The sequence below is a fragment of the Acinetobacter sp. AS167 genome (assembly GCF_037152175.1).
Taxonomy (GTDB): Bacteria; Pseudomonadota; Gammaproteobacteria; order Pseudomonadales; family Moraxellaceae; genus Acinetobacter.
On the sequence record NZ_JBBCMP010000001.1, the window covers coordinates 428,446 to 446,547 of the forward strand.

Below are 18,102 nucleotides of genomic sequence, written 5' to 3' on the forward strand. Positions count from 1 at the left end.
AAAGTTAAATTAAGATAAGATTTAAAAACGATTAAAAACTGATAAAACAAGATGCTACCAAAGACTTAGTTAACTTAAGTTTAGCTCAAATCTACTTTCTTACTTTTATGATGAGTTCTTTCAAAGAATTAACTTAATAATACTCTTAACATTTCATAAATTTACACTGTAAATTGAGTATCTTCCAATAAAGAAGATACTCAGTATAAAAAATAAATAACCATTTGATAATATTGATTTCAGATAAGCAGCTCAAACAATCAATCGATATTCAAAATGAAGCTAAGAAAGTTTTTATTTCTTTTCCTACGATGGTTGGCTGCTCCCAAGGAGTCCAGTGTCCGCAATCTTCAATTTCAATTACTTTGGGATTAGGAATGATTTCTATATATCTTTGCGCCATATGTTCACCAGAATTAGGATCACTTTTCCCATTGATGAGTAATAAAGGAATCTGGCTATTAATCAAAGCATTGACAAGTCTATCACGGTGTTTAAACCTCTCGAAAATTGAACGGTTTAATTGAACTAGGCTCTTTTTCCCATGATTCATAATTAATTGTTGATACCATTGTTCTAAATCTAACTCACTTGGCTGATTCTTTTGATCAAACATATTTTTCATATTTTTTGAGAAAACACGAAAAGATAAGAAATATATTATTATATGTCCAAGAATAGACGCCATAAGTTTTTGGATTAGGCGAGGGCGATATACTTCAGGAAATAAACTACCATTCATAAAAATAGAAGATTTAACTTTAAATGCTAAAAGGTTGTTCTGCTGTCGATCGAGCAATTCCTGAATGATTCCTACACCTAAATCATGACCGACTAAATGAATTTCCTCTAGCTTCAAATACTCAATCAAGGCAATAGCTTGATCGGCATGATCTTGAACAGAATATATATATTTACTTGGTTTATCAGAGAATCCTAATCCAAGTAAATCGATAGCAAGTATTTGATAGTTCTCAGCTAGAGTATCCCAGATTTTAGCCCAGTCAAATGAGCTTGTGGGATAACCATGAATTAATAAAATCGTTTGGGCATTCAGTTTAGGTGAAAACTTGTAAAAGATTTTATAATTTTTAAAGGACAAATAATTCCCTTCATACTCCCAGCGATGTAATGTGTACTTCATTTTTATTCCTTTTTTTGCTAAACTTACACTGTAAGGTAGATTATAAGGTAAACACTATTATGTCAAATCGAACAGAGAACCATAAAAAAACAAGAGTCAATTTGTCGAGAGATTTAATTATTCAAACCTCTTTACAGATGATAGAAACGAACGGTATAGAAGGTTTCAGTCTGCGTAAACTTGCTCAAATGCTCAATTGTGAAGCTATGAGTATTTATTATCACATGAAGAATAAAGAACAAATTCTTGATCAAATCGTAGATTTTTTGATTTCAAAAATTAATTTAAAAAAGCAAGTAGACGATCCAAAAGAACAATTGATGTATATAGCAAAACAATGGAGAAAATTATCTAAGGAATATCCAAAATTTTTTCCTATCTTAGCTGTTCATCCATTGAATACAGATATTGGATATAACTTTATGAATAGTATTTTGCTTGTTTTCAACAATGCCAATTTAGGTGTAAAAAATGCGAGTTATTTTTTAAGAATTTTAAATTATTACTTAATAGGTGTAGGAATTGATGAAGCTAAGGGATATCGGCTAGCAGGTAAAAATCTAAAATTAGACAAATATACTTTACTGGAAGATGCTAAATCTTATTGGACAATAGAAGATCAGGATCAAATTTTTGAGTTAGGTTTAAACATGCTTCTGACCAATATGCTACATAAAAATAATGAGTGATGTTTGCTAAATCGAAATAACAATCTATTAATTAATAAGTTAGGCATACAGTATCTAACTTATGTTTACCTAAGTTTAGTTCATCACCTAAAGGCTTTATGTTGTTAGTTAGCTAAATTCTATATAAACTATACATTTGGAAAGTGACTATTCATATTTTTACAGCTCTAGATATTTTTTTAAATAGAGCCCCGTTAAGGATTTTTCAAATGAGAGTAAGTCGCTAATTGTTCCAGAGAATACCAAATCACCACCGTTATCTCCAGCCAATGGGCCAATATCAATCACCCAATCTGCTTGAGTCATGATATCTAAATTATGTTCAACAACAATGACGGTATTGCCTTTTTCAACTAAGTTATTTAATAACTCGATCAATCGTTCAGTATCAGAAGGATGTAAGCCTGTGCTTGGTTCATCTAATACAAAAACATTATCTGTTTCATTGAGCTGCTTTGTGAGTTTTAGTCTTTGACGCTCACCTCCAGAGAAAGTATTTAAGCGTTGGCCAATTGCAATATAGTCTAAACCCAAGCTCACTAGAGAATTAAATTGCTGCTGTAAATTGTAATCTTCAAAAAAATGACTAGCTTCACTGACAGTCATTTTCATAAGTTCAGCAATATTCTTATCTTTATAATAATATTTTAACACCTCTGGTTTATATCCCGAGCCATGGCATAAGTCACACGTCATTTCTACATCATCTAAAAATGCCAACTCAATTCTCTCGATACCTGATCCTTTGCATTGAGGGCAAGCCCCTTCACTATTAAAACTAAACAGCTTAGCACTAACTTTATTTGCTTTTGCAAATAGTTGACGAATCGGATCAAGAAGGTCTAGATAGGTAAGTAAATTTGACCGAATACTTGCAGTAATTGCAGATTGATCAATGACTTTCGTTTCAGGGTATTGTTGCGGTAATACTTTACTTATTAAAGTACTTTTTCCTGAACCTGCAACTCCTGTAACAACAGTTAAGCAATTTTTAGGGATAGCTACATCAATATTTTTCAAATTGAATAAATGGGCATTCTTAATCGAAATCCATTCATGACTGACACGTGGGATTTTCTTATAGGTATTGGGTCTTCTAAAAAATTGACCTGTTAAACCAGACGAGTTTTTTAATTCCGCAAATGTTCCTTGGTAAATAATCTGACCACCGTTTGCGCCAGAAAGTGGTCCCATATCAATAACATGATCAGCTGTTCTAATAAGATCAGGATCATGTTCAACAAGCAATACGCTATTTCCTTTATCTCTAATTTTTTGAATGATTTTAATAATATTATCTAAATCTTTTGGATGCAGCCCCACACTTGGCTCATCAAAAATATACAGTAAGTCGACTAAGCTATTCCCTAAATGTTTGACCATCTTGATTCGTTGAGACTCACCACCAGACAAGGTGTTGCTTACACGATTAAGATTTAAATAGCTGAGGCCGACCAAGTTTAAGTTCATTAATTTGTTAATGATCTCATATAAAACAGTTTCAAATTTCTCACTTTTTATCGACTCTATAAACGCTAAAAGCGCTGACACAGATAGGGCAGTACAATCAGCAATATTTTTACCATGAATTTTACAAGATAAAGATTTTTGATTAAGCCGTTGTCCATGGCATAAAGAACATGGTTTGGTGCTAATAATCTGCTCAAGTTTTTCTCGATAACGATTTCGTTCTTGTGCTTCACCTTTTAAAAAGTTACGTTCAAATCGGGTAATCAGTCCTTCATAAAGGGCCGTTTTTTTCCATTCACTTTTTGGATTTAAAGGTTTATGCTGGGGAGCGTTCAAAAACAAATCCCATTCTTTTTCACTATAATCTTTTAATTTTTTATCTAAATCGAAATAACCAGAATCAGCATATCTCGTCCAACGCCAAGCAGTGGGTTGATAGGTAGGGAAGTTGATAGCACCTTCTTCATTCAAGGATTTATTTAAATCTAATATTTTATAAATATCAATTATTTGCTCTAGACCTATGCCTTCGCATTGTGGGCACATACCATTGGGATGATTAAAAGAAAAAACATTTGAATAACCAACAAAAGGTTCACCCATACGTGAAAATAATAGGCGAAGATTTGCATAAATGTCTGTAATTGTTGCAACGGTTGATCGGATATTTCCTGTTAATGGTTTTTGGTTGATAATCACAGGAACATTGAGATTCTCGATTTTGTCAACATCCGCAACTCCAAAATGCTGCAGACGGTTGCGAACAAAGCTGTCTTGAGTTTCATTGATCTGTCTTTGCGCTTCAGCACCAATAGTTTCAAAAACTAATGATGATTTTCCTGAACCTGAGACTCCAGTAAAAACAACAATTTCATGTTTGGGAATCTTCAAAGAAAGATTTTTTAGATTATTTTGCCTAGCTCCGTAAATATTTATTGTTCTTTTAGTCATATGAGATCACTTGAAGTTAAGGATTTATAATAAAGATAAGACAAAATTTATAAAAAGGATGTATATGTTTATTAAATAAAAAGTTTAAATATTAAAAATTTTGATCTTTCCTCCACATTAGTGATACACAAGTGTTCAATAAAGTTAATGTATCAACAAGCACATACGAAAAACAAAATGGGGCAAGAGTTTTGTATATGGAATAAGACTTGGAAGAAAGCTTATTTAACTTATGTTCACCTAAAATCTACTTTATAGGCTAAAAACCATATATATCATTTTAATTCAATTGCTTATAACAAAATATACCTTAAATTAAAAACCAAAGTTCATGAACTGTAGTATCTATTTAGGTGAGAGAAATTTTATACCATCAGTTTTTTTAAATATTAATACTATGATTTAACAATACTCAAAACGGATTGTAGTTAAACATTGATTCGACATAATTTATGATATTTTTGATCCATCGATAACGAGCTCAACACACTTTGCCACTTAGACTAAGATCATTAAAGGAGTTATGAGAATCTTCTCTTAACTCCCTTTTTTAAATTATCTTTTGATAACTAATGCTAACTTCCCAACATGTTTTCCTTGCTGTAACAATTCATGAGCTTGCCGCGCATTTTCAAGATCAAAGGATTGATAAAGTATCGGTTTGAGTTGTTCTTTTGAAATTAAAGGCCAAACTTTTTCCTGAAGGGCAGCCATAACTTCAGCTTTGGCTGTAGCAGATTGGGAACGTAACGTTGCGCCAGTATGAGTAAGACGTTTTGCCAACATTGGGAAAATATTGACTTTTTCTGCAAGCCCTTTTAGGACACCAACTTGTAAAATAGTGCCATTCATAGCTGCAACCTCATAGTTTTTCTGAATGTAATCGCCTGCAATAATATCTAAGACAAAATCTACACCTTGACCATTGGTATGTTTTTTTATTTCTTCAACAAAATCCTGTTCTTTATAATTAATCGCAACATCAGCGCCAAGTTCTAGACTTGCTCGTTGGTGTGCAGTACTAGAAACTGTAGTAAAAATTTGTGTAGCACCAAAGGCTCGCGTCAGCATAGTTGCGGTAGTTCCAATGCCAGAAGTGCCACCATGAATTAGAATAGAACTGTTTTCTCTAAATTTTGCATGTTGAAATAGATGAGACCAAACTGTCATAAATGTTTCCAGCAGAATTCCACCCTCTATTAAGGTTAAACCCTCAGGAATAAACAAAACATTATCTTGATGTGCAATCACATATTCAGCATAACCACCGCCTTGTACCAAAGCACATACTTCATCACCAACTTTCAACTTACGTACAGATGAACCTACTGCTTTCACTACACCTGAGACCTCTAAACCAGGGATGTCTGTCACACCTGGAGGCGGAGCATATAAACCTTGTCGCTGCATTACATCTGGCCCGTTAATACCAGCAGCAACCACTTCAATTAAGACGCCATCATTACTTAGCTCAGGAATAGGACGTTCACTTACTGTAATAACTTCAGGACCGCCTGCACCATTAAATGTAATACATTTCATAAATGTCTTTTCCTTATCATTGTTGGAAATGGGATTTTGAATCGTCAATCTCGTTTTAAATAAAATTAATTTGAAGAAGGTCTCTTACCTAAAGTGATCGCTAATGCAAATGCTATAAATTTACCAAAAGGAGCATGGAGCAGACTTGGAAAGTTCCACCGGCCTTGATCAAATACACCTTTGGCATGACTCATCGAACGAAAGCCCTCAATTCCATGATAGGCTCCCATGCCACTTGGACCTACTCCACCAAATGGAAGATCATCTTGCGCAACATGGATAAGGGTATTGTTAATGCCTACATTCCCTGATGTAGTACGACTTAGTATTTTTTTGCAATCTGCATTTTTTTCACCAAAATAGTAAAGAGCTAAGGGTCTATCTCTCGTATTAATATAGTTAATCACTTCATCAACACTGCGATATGTACGAACAGGAAGAATTGGACCGAATATCTCTTCTCGCATAATGGCATCATCATCTTTTGCACCGATAACAAGAGTTGGGGTGAATGTACGTTGTCTATTAATTACAGATTCAGGTCTAATACCTACTTCAACAATACGTGCACCATTTTTCTCAGCATCTTTAATCAGATTTTGCAAACGGTTGTAATGTCGTTCATTCACAATGGAAGTGTAATCTAAGGTATCAGGACCATTTGGATAGAATTTTTTAACTGTTTTATCATATTGATTAATAAATGATTCTAGATCATCTTCATGTACCAAGGCGTAATCTGGTGCAACACAAGTTTGCCCCGCATTAGACAATTTTCCATAAGTAATACTCGTCAAAGTTCTTGAATTGACATGACCTTTAGCGACAATCACAGGACTTTTCCCACCTAACTCAAGCGTAAGAGGGACAAGATTATCACTTGCAGCTTTCATCACTTTACGACCAACAGGTGTGCTACCTGTAAATAAAAGATGATCAAAGGGCAAGGCGCTGAATTCTGCACCAATTTCAGGCCCTCCAAGAACAACTGCAACCTCATCTAGTGGAAATATATCTGCCAACATTCGATAAATGACATCACTGGTACGAGGCGTTAATTCTGATGGTTTTAACATGACTCGATTCCCAGCAGCTAAAGCAGTCGCTAATGGAATCAATGTCAATGATATTGGGTAATTCCAAGGTGCCATAACACCAATGACACCTTTAGGTTGATATTCTACACGGGCAGTCGCAGAACGATAAAATAAACTGACATGGCGGTGTTCAGCTTTCATAAAACGACCTAAGTTTTTAGTCAGATAATCTATAGATTGAATGATACCCAGCAACTCCATCACATCCGTTTCATGATGTGAACGATGTCCAAAATCTTCACTTACGGCGGTCTGCAATTCAGTGCGGTTTGCAAGCAATGCAACACGTAATTTTTTTAAATTTGCTTTTCTTTGGGACAAAGTTGTTGGCTCTGATCGGAGAAAAGCTTGGCGTTGTTGATCCAAAATTTTATTCAAATTTTCAATTGGATGGGTCTTATTTAAAGCATTCATTTTTTCACCTCACGATATGAAGACAACGATTAATGCCTACATGAATGTGTAACTCGTTAAGATAACTATAAGATTAAAGTCGACTTTAATGTCAACTGAAATAAATCAAAAATTAAAAAATAATTTGTAGAGGTGTAGGAAATGTATAAGCAAACTTTGATAGGAAATACGGGGAATAAATAAATCTTTTTCTATTCAACAATCAGCAGACTGACTAAAAAATCAATTTTTTAAACTTAAACTTTTGCAATCAAAACTGACTAAAAGCATTGAGCTTGAGGTGAGCTTTAATCTTAATATTGAATAACTATCTGAAGAGATAGTGCCGTATTTATCCAATTTACCAACATTGACGACAACATAAATTAGTAATCAAATTGTGCAATTTTTGCATCATTAGCTTTTTAAAAATCGTGCTGAGTTTTATTAAAACCTACCAGCAGGACCGTTTTATGGGTTCAAGCGTGATGGTGTTGAGCCATCTGAACCTATTTTTGGAATTGGTGGCGTCAAGGTATGATGAGTGGGGCCAAAGCACACTATGATGGGATTGTCGCATTCTCTCAGACTGATTTTACAGAAGATTTAAAAAAAGATCTCTGTTCCAGTATGAGTAATGCATGGTGATGATGACCAAATCGTACCTTATGAAAACGCTGGGGCTTTGTCTGCCAAACTCTTACAAAATGGAACTTTAAAAATTTATAAAGGTTTTTCAGATGGAATGCCCACTGTGAATGCAGATGTTATTAATCCTGATTTATTAGCATTTATTTGTGAATGGTGAGTATGAGTCATACCTTAAGCATGTTAAAAGATAGAGGCAAATAAAGCCTCTATCTTTTTAAATTAGAAGCACAAATTTTTTAATAAGCTATTAATTAATAAATATTTTGATAATTATATTAATTAACTCAAAAAAATCCATTGACATTAAAGTTGGCTTTAATCTTAAAGTATAACCATACCAAAACAGGACACCGAAATGAAAGTGTTTGATAAATTAGTTTTACCAAATGGCTCCCAAATTCAAAATCGAATTGCCAAAGCAGCCATGGAAGAAAACATGGCTGACTTAAACCATGCACCATCAGAAAAACTGATGCATTTATATCAAGCATGGGCGAATGGTGGAGTAGGGCTCATCATTACAGGAAATGTTATGGTTGATCGTCGTGCTATGACAGGACCAGGTGGGGTGGTTTTAGAAGATGATAAATTTATAGATACTTTTAAACGTTGGGCACAGATAGGGCGCTCACAAGGTGCGCAAGTTTGGTTGCAAATTAATCATCCCGGTCGCCAAATGCAATCAAATTTAGGACAGGAAACATGGGCACCCTCTGCTGTAGGACTAGATTTAGGGAAAATGTCTGATCGTTTTAGTATTCCGATTGAAATGACTCAAGACATGATCGATGAAGTCATCCAACGTTTTGCAAATACTGCACGTTTAGGTGAGCAAGCAGGATTCACTGGTGTTGAAATCCATGCTGCACATGGCTATCTATTGAGTCAATTCCTCTCACCTTTAAGCAATAAACGCCAAGACCAATGGGGTGGCTCATTGGAAAATCGCGCACGAATCCTAATTGAAATTGTCAAAGCAGTCCGTGCTGTGGTTTCACCAACATTTACAGTTGCAGTGAAACTTAACTCTGCTGATTTTCAACGTGGAGGTTTCAGTGCTGAGGAGGCACAACAAGTCGTTTGCATGCTTAATAAATTGGCTGTTGATTTGGTAGAGCTTTCAGGTGGTAGTTATGAGGCACCAGCGATGCAAGGTCAATCAAGAGATGATCGTACATTAGCCCGTGAAGCATACTTCTTAGAATTTGCCCAAGAGATTGGTAAAGTTGCAAATATGCCTGTCATGGTGACAGGCGGAATACGTCGTAAACAAGTCGCTGAAAAAGTAATTGAAAGTGGTGTAGATATGGTCGGTATTGCGACTGCATTGGCGATTGATCCAAACTTACCAAATAAATGGAGGCAAGGACAAAACGTAGCACCTGAATTAAAACCAATTACTTGGGACAATAAAACCTTAGCGTCACTTGCGAGTATGGCGACAGTTAAATTCCAACTACGGAGGTTAAGTCTGGGCAAAAAACCAACCCCTAAAGTCTCACCTTTATGGGCATTACTAATACAACAAGCAGCGATGGCACGTCGTACTCATCAATATAAAAAGCGAATGCGCGATTATGCATTTTCGTCTTAAATACCGAGGACAGATTTCATGATAAATACAAATGATTCCAATTGGATGATTTACGGTGCAAATGGCTATACGGGCGAGTTAATTGCCCGTGAAGCTGTCCGTTTAGGTCTTAAGCCAATTTTAGCAGGACGCACACAAGCCAAAGTACAACAACTTGCTCAAGAATTAGGCCTTGAATACAAAGCTTTTGGTCTAGATGACGTTACAGCTGTGAGCGAACAATTAAATGGTGTTAAGCTAATCATGCATTGTGCTGGCCCTTTTTCCGCAACCTCACATTCCATGATGAAAGCTTGTATTAAAGCAGGTTCTCACTATTTGGATATTACAGGTGAAATTGCTGTATTTGAATTAGCGCAATCACTAACGTCAGAGGCACAACAAGCAAATATAGTGTTGTGCCCAGGTGTAGGTTTCGATGTGATTCCAACAGATTGTGTTGCTGCTGCCTTGAAAGAAGCTTTACCCGATGCGACTCATCTAGCACTCGGTTTTGATTCAAAAACAGGACTTTCACCAGGCACAGCCAAAACCAGCACAGAAGGCATGGCAGATGGCGGAAAAATAAGGAAAAATGGCAAAATCACTACCGTAGCTTTAGCACATCACGTACGTCAAATAGATTTTGGTGATGGCAAGAAGAGCGCAATGAGTGTCCCTTGGGGGGATGTTTCAACAGCTTTTCATACCACTGGTATTCCTAATATCGAGATTTTTGTACCAGCACCAACGTCCATGATTTTTGGTGCAAAAATGTTGAACTGCATACGTCCTATATTCAAACTTAAATCAGTACAAAACTTGATGAAATCAATTATTGAAAAATCTGTGGTAGGGCCTGATGAAGAATTACGCGCTAAATTGCCGACTTATGTGTGGGGCGAAGCAAGAAATCAAAAAGGTGTAATAAAAACAGCACGAATACAAACTCAAAATGCTTATAGCTTAACCGTAAATGGCGCTTTAACAGTCGTTCGTTATTTACTTGAGCATGATGTTAAGGGGGCAGCATATACTCCAGCAAAGTTAATGGGCTACAGCCTAGTGACTCAGATCGAAGGTTCAAGTGATATTGTAATTTCTTAGACGTACTCGGGATAGGATCTATCATATTTCTTAAATGTTTGTGATCCTTCTTAATTTAAACCAATTCCAAATATTTTATTTAGAATTGGTTTTTTTATTACTTTAGTTTTTAAATGATGAAAATTTTATATTAAATATAGCTATTTAAATTTATCTTATCTCGCTATGATTAAAATACTAAAAATATTTTAATCATCTTGAAAGCTATTTATTAGTTGAAAAATAATAAATGAGTATCAATATTAGATCAAACAAAAAAGTACCTCGCTAGGAAGTACTTTAATTTGAATATGACTTACTTTTTGTTGTTTTCATTACCTAAAGACTTCAATGGTATTGGCATATTTAAAGCCAACTGAGCATCTTTGACCACATCTAAACGTAATACTTTACCAGCACCGAGCTCATCAAGTAGGTTAGTTATAGGACCGCCATTTCGAACAAGTTGTACATTTCTCGGAAATAGCTGTTGTCCAAAGGCAAGTGTATTAGATTCTACAGATGTACTATGCCATTGGCCATCAACTAGATTAAACATCGTTTTAGTTTCGATATGAGATTGTGGTTTGACACGCTTAATCTTTGGTAACGGTGCAATTAAACTCAAATCTGGTTTACCATCAGTATTCAAAATCTGAGCTTCAACATTTTTATTACCAATCGTCATATCAATTGCTGTCAGCCATTTAGGGAGTTGATATCCATACACACCACGCACACGGGCAATTTCTGTATCTACAGGCAATGCTAAAACATGACCATAGTATTTATGGTTACGCATTGAACTTAACAATTCTGTAGTGTGAAACTTATGCGCACCAGGTTGACGAACAACTACAGCGACTGATACTTCATCGTAAGGATCGACATCACCTACAGCATAAGAAAAGAACGTAAGAGAAACTAAGCCATAGCCAGGGAAAGGTTGTAATGGCTCAAGTGGAGCAGGAAGTTTTGCTTTTAACTTGGATACTGGAGCAAGCATCAACAGTTGTACATTACTGGTACGATAATAAAAATTTGGTGACCAAACTTTACCAACACGAGTCTCTACCATTTTTTTAGGGATAGTACGGAAATAATCGATATTTCCAGCAGCGGGGTCTTTAGCAACTTCATCCAAGTCTGGATTCATGCGGAAACGATCGTAATAACCACCTTTAGGTACATTTACTTTATATGGTCCAAATTCAACTACGGTGGTTTTTTGATCACTATTCTCAACATTGCTAGAGGTAGTATTGGGTGTTGTAGCATGAGCAGATAAACTTAAGAATATACCAATTGATGCAGTAGCAGTTGAGCGACGGAATTTAATTTGATTGAACATAATGGTGTTCCTCCTATTAACATTAATTAAATGCTAAGATTAAAGTAAGGTTTAAGGTCAAGCTTTTTATGATTTTTAATTGATTTTTTTTTTGTTTATTACAGTTATTAAAATAAAAAAACCAGATTTACATAATCTGGTTTTTGAGGACAAGTGTAAAATGGATTAATGCATGGTTTTTAAGCGTTGTATTACAGCCTCCGCAATTTCTTTACTTGATTGAGGGTTTTGTCCAGTAATGATTCGATCATCAGCAATCACATAAGAGGTGAACGGAACCAAAGAACGCTTATATTTAGCACCGCGTTCGATTAATTGGTTCTGAAGTAGAAAAGGGACTTGAGATTTCATCCCTGATAGAGTCTCTTCAATATTTGCAAAACCAGTTACTGTTCTCCCCGCAATTAGTGATTGGCCCTTATGATCCTGTAATGGTAATAATCCGCCCACTCCATGACACACCGCAGATACTACACCCCCTTGCTGATAAATTGTCTCACTGATCTTCTTTAGTTCTTGGTTATTAGGAAAATCCCACATCGTGCCGTGACCACCTGTGTAATACACTGCTTTATAATTAGATGGCACAATTGCTTTTGGTTCGAGCGTTGTTTTGAGATGTTGCATAAATTCAGGATTAGCTAAATGAATTTTTGCTGCGTTATCTAAATAGATTACTTTTAAACTGCGCTCATCGAGCGGAACACTGCCACCCCGAGGACTTACAAAATCCATTTCATAACCAGCAGCACGTGCAACATCATAAAAATGGGTAAGTTCAGTCAACCATAAGCCTGTCGTATCTTTACGATTGGGATAGGCGAAGTGATTTGTCATCACCACTAAAATTTTTCCATTCGATGCTAAATGCTTAGTTGGTTCAGATGCATAAGCGAAAGTATTGGCTAAAATTAGTGTAATAAAGCCAATGATCCAGTTTTGAAGAGTCCAAGATTTAAACATGACAGGTTCCTCATAAATTACCTGTCTCCAATGCTATGTTTAAAGTTCGGTTTAAGGTCAATAGCTTTTATGATTTAGCGACAAATGGAATACTTAGGCTTGATCATTAACGTAATAAAGATTCAGCAAACGTTGCGCATTTTCCTCACAAGTTATTTCATCAGGTTTGTTATTAATTGCATTAATCATAGTACGCAGATTATTTTTACTCATTGCTAATTTTTGCTCTAAATCTTCAATATCTTTAATTTTGCTTTCCAGTAAGCCAATCAAAATATCGTGATTCCATGTTGTCACGTTAGATGGCAAAAATGATTTTATTTCTGCTAAAGAAAAACCAACTTGCTGAGCTTGTTGAATTAAATAAAGTTGTTTAAGGTCATTTTCGCTATATTCTCTATAGCCATTTGCTTTGCGTTTTGCCTTTGGAAGCAGCTTAATCTGCTCATAGTAGCGAATCGTCGGTGTGCTTAACCCACTTTGTTTTGATAGCTCGCTTATATTCATTTCACTTAATTTCACTTGACATTAAAGCCAACTTTAGACTTATAGTGTGTTAAAAGCAAGATCAATAAAAATGAAAAATAGAGGCTGCTATGACAAAACGGATATTACATATTGTCACTAATGTCGATAACTATGAGGGTATAAATTATCCTACAGGGTTATGGTTGGGAGAACTTACTCATGCTTACGATGAGTTTGAAAAAAATCATTATGTTCAAGATATTGTAAGTCCACTCGGTGGAAATTCACCAATTGAACCTAAATCATTAGGACGTTTTGTTGCCGATCAATCAGTATTAAAACGTAAAAATGATCCAAGCTTTATGAAATTACTTGAGAATACAAAGAAGCCCTCTGAAATCAATTAGCAAGATTACGATGTGATTTATTACACGGGTGGCCATGGGGGTAATGTGGGATTTTTTGGATAATCTAGAACTCCAAGAAATTACCAAAAATATTTATGAAAACGGTGGGGTAGTATCTAGTGTTTGCCATGGTTATTGCGGGTTATTAAATATTCGGCTTTCGAATGGCGAATATTTAATTAGAAATAAAAAATTGACTGGGTTTGCGTGGGGTGAAGAAGTCTTAGCAGGTGTGGCTAAAAAAGTTCCATATAATGCAGAACAACGGGCAAAAGAACATGGTGCATTTTATGAAAGAAAGTTCATTCCTTTTGCCCCAAATGTTGTTAAAGATCAAAATTTGATTACTGGTCAGAATCCATTTTCTGCACGTGTTACTGCTGGAGCAATTATCGAGTATTTACAAAAAATGTAGTTCTATATTTGAGTATAGTGCAATAGAGTTAAAGTGATAATGCCTGACGGATGAAAGCATGAATACTAATTTATATAAGAAGAAATGTATAAAATGACACGTGTTATTTATTTAACTTATGTTTGCCTGAATCTGAATCCATATTTTTATTTTAAAAAATATTAAAAAAACAATAATAAATGTCTTAAATTTGAAATAATAAAAAACTAAGTTCATGAACTTGCTCTGTAAAGTACTGTTTGAACCAAAATAATGGCTAAGAATTGGACACTGATAACTATTCATTTTTCAATTAGTGATTTTAGATAACTCAATAATATCGGTCTTAAATTAATTACTTAAATTTAACTTTATGAGATGGAACTAATCAACAAGAAATAATTATTGCAGCTAAAAGATTGATGAAAGGAGCATATTCATGGGGAAATTATAAAATAAAACTTAAGATATTGATTTTTATATCTAATTAAGCATTGATGGTTACTAAAAAAATATATACTGTAATAAGCATTCATGGTAAAAAATTTAAATTCTTGATTGAGCTGTAGATGTATGTCCCTCGTCGTTACTAAAAGAAATAAAAATATAGCCCAACTGATCCACGCTGTTTCACATTTAGCTGAAACAGAGGGGGATCATGTTTCTAGTATTTCAGGACTTTCTTTTCATAACAGAATAAGCCCAACGGAGAGCACTCATTGTGTCTACAATTTAGGTGTAGGTATTATCTTGCAAGGGCAAAAAGAAATTGTGATTGGAGATAAAGTCTATAAATGCTTTGAAGGACAAAGTATGTTGACGACGATTGATTTACCAGCAACATCACATGTTGTACAAGCCTCCTCGCATAAACCATTTTTAGCTGTTTTACTTTTACTCGATCTTCAGATGCTGAATGAGGTTGTAGCAAATATGCCAATCGAAGATGAACATTCATCTTCAGAGGATATTCATGATTCGTTTTCAGTAGATTGGGTAGATGATCCTCTTACAGATGCCGTATTGAGATTGGTTAAAGTCCTCGAAGAGCCTGCTATGATTCCTCATCTAGCACATTTAATTCAAAAAGAAATTATCGTTAGACTATTAAATAGTTCACAAGGTATTTATTTACGACAACTCGTCAAAACAGGATCTGTAAATCAAAAGATTCACCAAGTTGTGAGTTGGTTGAAAAATAACTATACACAACCGATTCGGATGGATGATTTGGCGGAACGGGCATTTATGAGCCCATCAACTTTCAGACAACATTTCCGCGAAATTACAGGAATGAGTCCATTACAATACCAAAAACAACTCCGTTTACAGGAAGCTCGTCATTTGATGTTAAATCAAAATTTGGATGCAGGACGTGCAGCGAGTTTAGTCGGTTATGAAAGTGCTTCTCAGTTTAGTAGAGAATATAGTCGTTTGTTTGGAGAGTCACCTCAACGTGATGTGCAGCGATTAAAGCAGAGTTCATAATTGAATTTTGCCGAATTAAATATAATAGGCAAATAACTCGTCATTTTAGGCAATGTTAAAGTTTTCTCATTTTTTATACTGCTTATAAATATTCAACTTATTATTTAAGGCAGTTGAGATGTCGCTAAGCAAGCTTACTTTATTTAAACCTTTTGAGTTAGTTCATGGGATTTCTTTACGTAATCGAATTGTCATGGCGCCTATGACGACGTGGTCTGGAAATGAAGATGCAACGGTTTCTGAGCAAGAACTCGAATATATAAGACATCGTGCTCAAGATATAGGACTTGTTATTACAGGTTGTACGCATGTTCAGGAAAATGGAATTGGTTTTACCAATGAATTTGCTGCGTATGACGATCATTTTATCCCAAGTTTAACCTCACTTGCACAAGCAGCTAAAAGTGGAGGAGCTCCCGCCATTTTGCAGATTTTCCATGCAGGGAATAAAGCTGTACCTAGTTTGATACCTCATGCTGATTTGGTAAGTGCAAGCGCTTTAGCTGCACCTGCTGGACCATTTAATGATGGTCAACTGAAAAGTCGTGCTTTAAGCCATAATGAAATTTTAGAGGTAATCCATGCCTTTGGTGAAACGACACGTCGAGCGATTGAAGCTGGATTTGATGGAGTTGAATTGCACGGAGCACATGGGTTTTTAATTCAAAATTTCTTTTCCCCACAATTTAATCAGCGTGACGATGAATGGGGTGGTTCCCTAGAAAAACGTATGCATTTTCCTCTAGAGATTGTTAGAGAAGTAAAACGTGTGATTAAGCAATGTGCCAAAAAACCTTTTGTTTTAGGCTATCGTATTTCTATTGAGGAATATGATGAAAAAGGCTTACGTATAGCTGATAGTTTACAGCTCATTGGTCGTTTAATAGATGCTGAAATTAGTTATCTTCATGTTTCATTAGTTGACTTACTTAACTCAAAACCTGTCGATACTATTGATGAACAACTTATTATTAAACAGGTAATTGATTATGTTGGTGATCAATTACCTATTATGGCTGCAGGTATGATTCTAATTCCTGATCAAGCTGAAAAGGCTTTGGGTTTGGGTCTCCCCCTAGTCGCTGTAGGTAAAGGGCTAATTATAAATCCAGAATGGGTACAGTTAGCCCAAAATGATCGTGCTGATGAAATTGAAACTCAATTGGATTTAGAAAAAATGCCTGAACTTGTGATTCCTGAAAAGTTACAGCAGGTGATCGAGGCAACAAAAGGCTGGTTTCCGATTAAGCAAATAGAGAAGTCTTAAACAGACTAGATTTTGAATTGACTGGTCAAGGAGACAAAAATGTACGATGAAACTACAAATGATGTCATTACTTCATTGGCAAAGAATGTCGATCGCCTCAGTCAAACTGATGGCGACCACCAAACAGCAATTTCTACATTATCCTTGCATCGACGTTCCAACCCAAGTGCGACACATTGTATTTATAACTTAGGTTTAGGTATTGTTCTACAAGGCGAAAAGCAAGTCATTATTGGGGAAGAAATTTTTACATATACATCAGGACAATCAATGCTGACAACGATTGATATTCCAGTTGTTAGTCATACTCGTTGTACTACTGGCCATAAACCTTTTTTGGGATTAATGCTTTCACTTGATGTAGCAATGATTAGGAAAATAGTTTCTCAACTGGGGCAATTGGATTTTAAGGAGAAAATACAACCCTCTTTCGGTGTTCAAGTTATTGACTATGCTCTAATCGAATCGATAAATCGTTTGGTAAATTTAATTGATGAGCCTGTTTTATTATCTCAGTTATCGCCTATTATTCAGCAAGAAATAATGATTCGTTTATTAACAGGGCCCAATGGTGTTTATCTACGTCAATTAATTAAAGTTGGCTCTATGAATAGCAAGATCGAAAAAGCAGTATCATGGTTGAAGCATAATTTTATTAAACAAATTCAAATGGATGATCTTGCGGATCTTGTTTTTATGAGTCCATCGACGTTTAGACAACATTTTCGGGAGATTACGGGTATGAGCCCATTACAGTACCAAAAGCAACTCCGTTTACAGGAAGCCCGTCATTTGATGTTAAATGGTGAGGTAGATGTAGGTCATGCAGCAAGTTTAGTAGGTTATGAAAGTGCCTCTCAATTTAGCCGTGAATACTCACGCTTGTTTGGTTCTTCACCCCAAAAAGATATCCAAAACCTACTCTTAGCTTGAACTAACAGAAAATTTTTTATATTCGCCCAACTTCTAAGAAAGAAGTGGGGTTTTATTTTTTTAAGATATTGAAAAATATATTTAATTTAAAAAAATTATATAAATAACAGAATAGGCAAATTATCCGTTGAATTAGGCAATTCAATCAGGTTTCGTCATCCTATACTGAATACATAGAAAGATAGGTAACCAACCTAAAGTAGATGGTAATTAAGCATAATTAACGAATGAGGTA

13 protein-coding genes and 2 pseudogenes are annotated in these 18,102 nt (G+C 35.3%); 8 read left to right on the forward strand and 7 right to left on the reverse strand.

Translation table 11 applies throughout. From position 1 onward, the window contains the following. Window positions 1–271: 271 nt before the first annotated feature. A complete protein-coding gene (locus WFN33_RS02065) occupies window positions 272–1,144 on the reverse strand; it encodes an alpha/beta fold hydrolase (protein WP_336951109.1) in 873 nt (290 codons plus the stop codon). Between the two features lie 59 nt (window positions 1,145–1,203). Between WFN33_RS02065 and WFN33_RS02070 the strand changes: the two genes are divergently transcribed. Further along, window positions 1,204–1,833 carry a TetR/AcrR family transcriptional regulator gene (locus WFN33_RS02070; protein WP_336951110.1) on the forward strand — a complete coding sequence of 210 codons (630 nt, stop codon included), beginning with the start codon at window positions 1,204–1,206 and terminating at the stop codon, window positions 1,831–1,833. A 159-nt stretch (window positions 1,834–1,992) separates the two neighbouring features. Here WFN33_RS02070 and WFN33_RS02075 read toward each other — a convergent pair whose 3' ends face one another. From WFN33_RS02075 to WFN33_RS02085, 3 genes are all read right to left on the reverse strand, one after another. Then, window positions 1,993–4,254 (reverse strand): excinuclease ABC subunit UvrA, encoded by a 2,262-nt coding sequence (locus WFN33_RS02075; protein ID WP_336951111.1) that lies wholly within the window; start codon window positions 4,252–4,254, stop codon window positions 1,993–1,995. Window positions 4,255–4,809: 555 nt separating this feature from the next. Further along, the gene (locus WFN33_RS02080; RefSeq protein ID WP_336951112.1) at window positions 4,810–5,796 is read right to left on the reverse strand and encodes an NAD(P)H-quinone oxidoreductase; all 987 of its coding nucleotides are present in this window, start codon (window positions 5,794–5,796) and stop codon (window positions 4,810–4,812) included. 65 nt (window positions 5,797–5,861) lie between these two features. Beyond that, entirely contained in the window at window positions 5,862–7,307 is a 1,446-nt protein-coding gene (locus WFN33_RS02085) for a coniferyl aldehyde dehydrogenase (RefSeq protein WP_336951113.1), read from the reverse strand. A gap of 409 nt (window positions 7,308–7,716) precedes the next feature. On the opposite strand from WFN33_RS02085, the pseudogene WFN33_RS02090 reads away from it, so the two are divergent. The 3 genes and pseudogenes from WFN33_RS02090 to WFN33_RS02100 form a co-directional block, all read left to right on the forward strand. Continuing rightward, window positions 7,717–8,094: pseudogene (locus WFN33_RS02090) on the forward strand (alpha/beta fold hydrolase); the annotation flags it as partial. A gap of 198 nt (window positions 8,095–8,292) precedes the next feature. After that, on the forward strand, window positions 8,293–9,531 hold the full coding sequence (locus WFN33_RS02095; RefSeq protein WP_336951114.1) for an NADH:flavin oxidoreductase/NADH oxidase family protein: 1,239 nt from the start codon (window positions 8,293–8,295) through the stop codon (window positions 9,529–9,531). Between the two features lie 18 nt (window positions 9,532–9,549). After that, window positions 9,550–10,617: a saccharopine dehydrogenase family protein gene (locus WFN33_RS02100; protein WP_336951115.1), complete on the forward strand. Its 1,068-nt coding sequence runs from the start codon at window positions 9,550–9,552 to the stop codon at window positions 10,615–10,617. A 295-nt stretch (window positions 10,618–10,912) separates the two neighbouring features. Here the strand turns inward: WFN33_RS02100 and WFN33_RS02105 are convergent, their stop codons facing one another. The 3 genes from WFN33_RS02105 to WFN33_RS02115 all read right to left on the reverse strand — a co-directional run bounded on the left by WFN33_RS02105 (window position 10,913) and on the right by WFN33_RS02115 (window position 13,417). After that, the gene (locus WFN33_RS02105) at window positions 10,913–11,947 is read right to left on the reverse strand and encodes an acetoacetate decarboxylase (protein ID WP_336951116.1); all 1,035 of its coding nucleotides are present in this window, start codon (window positions 11,945–11,947) and stop codon (window positions 10,913–10,915) included. A 165-nt stretch (window positions 11,948–12,112) separates the two neighbouring features. Beyond that, window positions 12,113–12,910: a type 1 glutamine amidotransferase domain-containing protein gene (locus WFN33_RS02110; protein WP_336951117.1), complete on the reverse strand. Its 798-nt coding sequence runs from the start codon at window positions 12,908–12,910 to the stop codon at window positions 12,113–12,115. Window positions 12,911–13,003: 93 nt separating this feature from the next. Continuing rightward, window positions 13,004–13,417: a MerR family transcriptional regulator gene (locus WFN33_RS02115; RefSeq protein ID WP_336951469.1), complete on the reverse strand. Its 414-nt coding sequence runs from the start codon at window positions 13,415–13,417 to the stop codon at window positions 13,004–13,006. An 89-nt stretch (window positions 13,418–13,506) separates the two neighbouring features. Here WFN33_RS02115 and WFN33_RS02120 point away from each other — a divergent pair. From WFN33_RS02120 to WFN33_RS02135, 4 genes and pseudogenes are all read left to right on the forward strand, one after another. Beyond that, a pseudogene (locus tag WFN33_RS02120) lies at window positions 13,507–14,200 on the forward strand (type 1 glutamine amidotransferase domain-containing protein). A gap of 552 nt (window positions 14,201–14,752) precedes the next feature. Next, a complete protein-coding gene (locus WFN33_RS02125) occupies window positions 14,753–15,667 on the forward strand; it encodes an AraC family transcriptional regulator (RefSeq protein WP_336951118.1) in 915 nt (304 codons plus the stop codon). 118 nt (window positions 15,668–15,785) lie between these two features. Then, window positions 15,786–16,934, forward strand: a complete 1,149-nt coding sequence (locus WFN33_RS02130) for an NADH-dependent flavin oxidoreductase (protein WP_336951119.1) — start codon at window positions 15,786–15,788, stop codon at window positions 16,932–16,934. Window positions 16,935–16,973: 39 nt separating this feature from the next. Further along, entirely contained in the window at window positions 16,974–17,867 is an 894-nt protein-coding gene (locus WFN33_RS02135) for an AraC family transcriptional regulator (RefSeq protein WP_336951120.1), read from the forward strand. Window positions 17,868–18,102 lie beyond the last annotated feature (235 nt).

Coding starts and splice junctions, on each gene's coding strand:
- WFN33_RS02080 (WP_336951112.1), bottom strand. CDS start 5,796: ATGAAATGTATTACATTTAATGGTGCAGGCGGTCCTGAAGTTATTACA.
- WFN33_RS02075 (WP_336951111.1), bottom strand. CDS start 4,254: ATGACTAAAAGAACAATAAATATTTACGGAGCTAGGCAAAATAATCTA.
- WFN33_RS02100 (WP_336951115.1), top strand. CDS start 9,550: ATGATAAATACAAATGATTCCAATTGGATGATTTACGGTGCAAATGGC.
- WFN33_RS02115 (WP_336951469.1), bottom strand. CDS start 13,417: ATGAATATAAGCGAGCTATCAAAACAAAGTGGGTTAAGCACACCGACG.
- WFN33_RS02125 (WP_336951118.1), top strand. CDS start 14,753: ATGTCCCTCGTCGTTACTAAAAGAAATAAAAATATAGCCCAACTGATC.
- WFN33_RS02085 (WP_336951113.1), bottom strand. CDS start 7,307: ATGAATGCTTTAAATAAGACCCATCCAATTGAAAATTTGAATAAAATT.
- WFN33_RS02095 (WP_336951114.1), top strand. CDS start 8,293: ATGAAAGTGTTTGATAAATTAGTTTTACCAAATGGCTCCCAAATTCAA.
- WFN33_RS02135 (WP_336951120.1), top strand. CDS start 16,974: ATGTACGATGAAACTACAAATGATGTCATTACTTCATTGGCAAAGAAT.
- WFN33_RS02070 (WP_336951110.1), top strand. CDS start 1,204: ATGTCAAATCGAACAGAGAACCATAAAAAAACAAGAGTCAATTTGTCG.
- WFN33_RS02130 (WP_336951119.1), top strand. CDS start 15,786: ATGTCGCTAAGCAAGCTTACTTTATTTAAACCTTTTGAGTTAGTTCAT.
- WFN33_RS02105 (WP_336951116.1), bottom strand. CDS start 11,947: ATGTTCAATCAAATTAAATTCCGTCGCTCAACTGCTACTGCATCAATT.
- WFN33_RS02110 (WP_336951117.1), bottom strand. CDS start 12,910: ATGTTTAAATCTTGGACTCTTCAAAACTGGATCATTGGCTTTATTACA.
- WFN33_RS02065 (WP_336951109.1), bottom strand. CDS start 1,144: ATGAAGTACACATTACATCGCTGGGAGTATGAAGGGAATTATTTGTCC.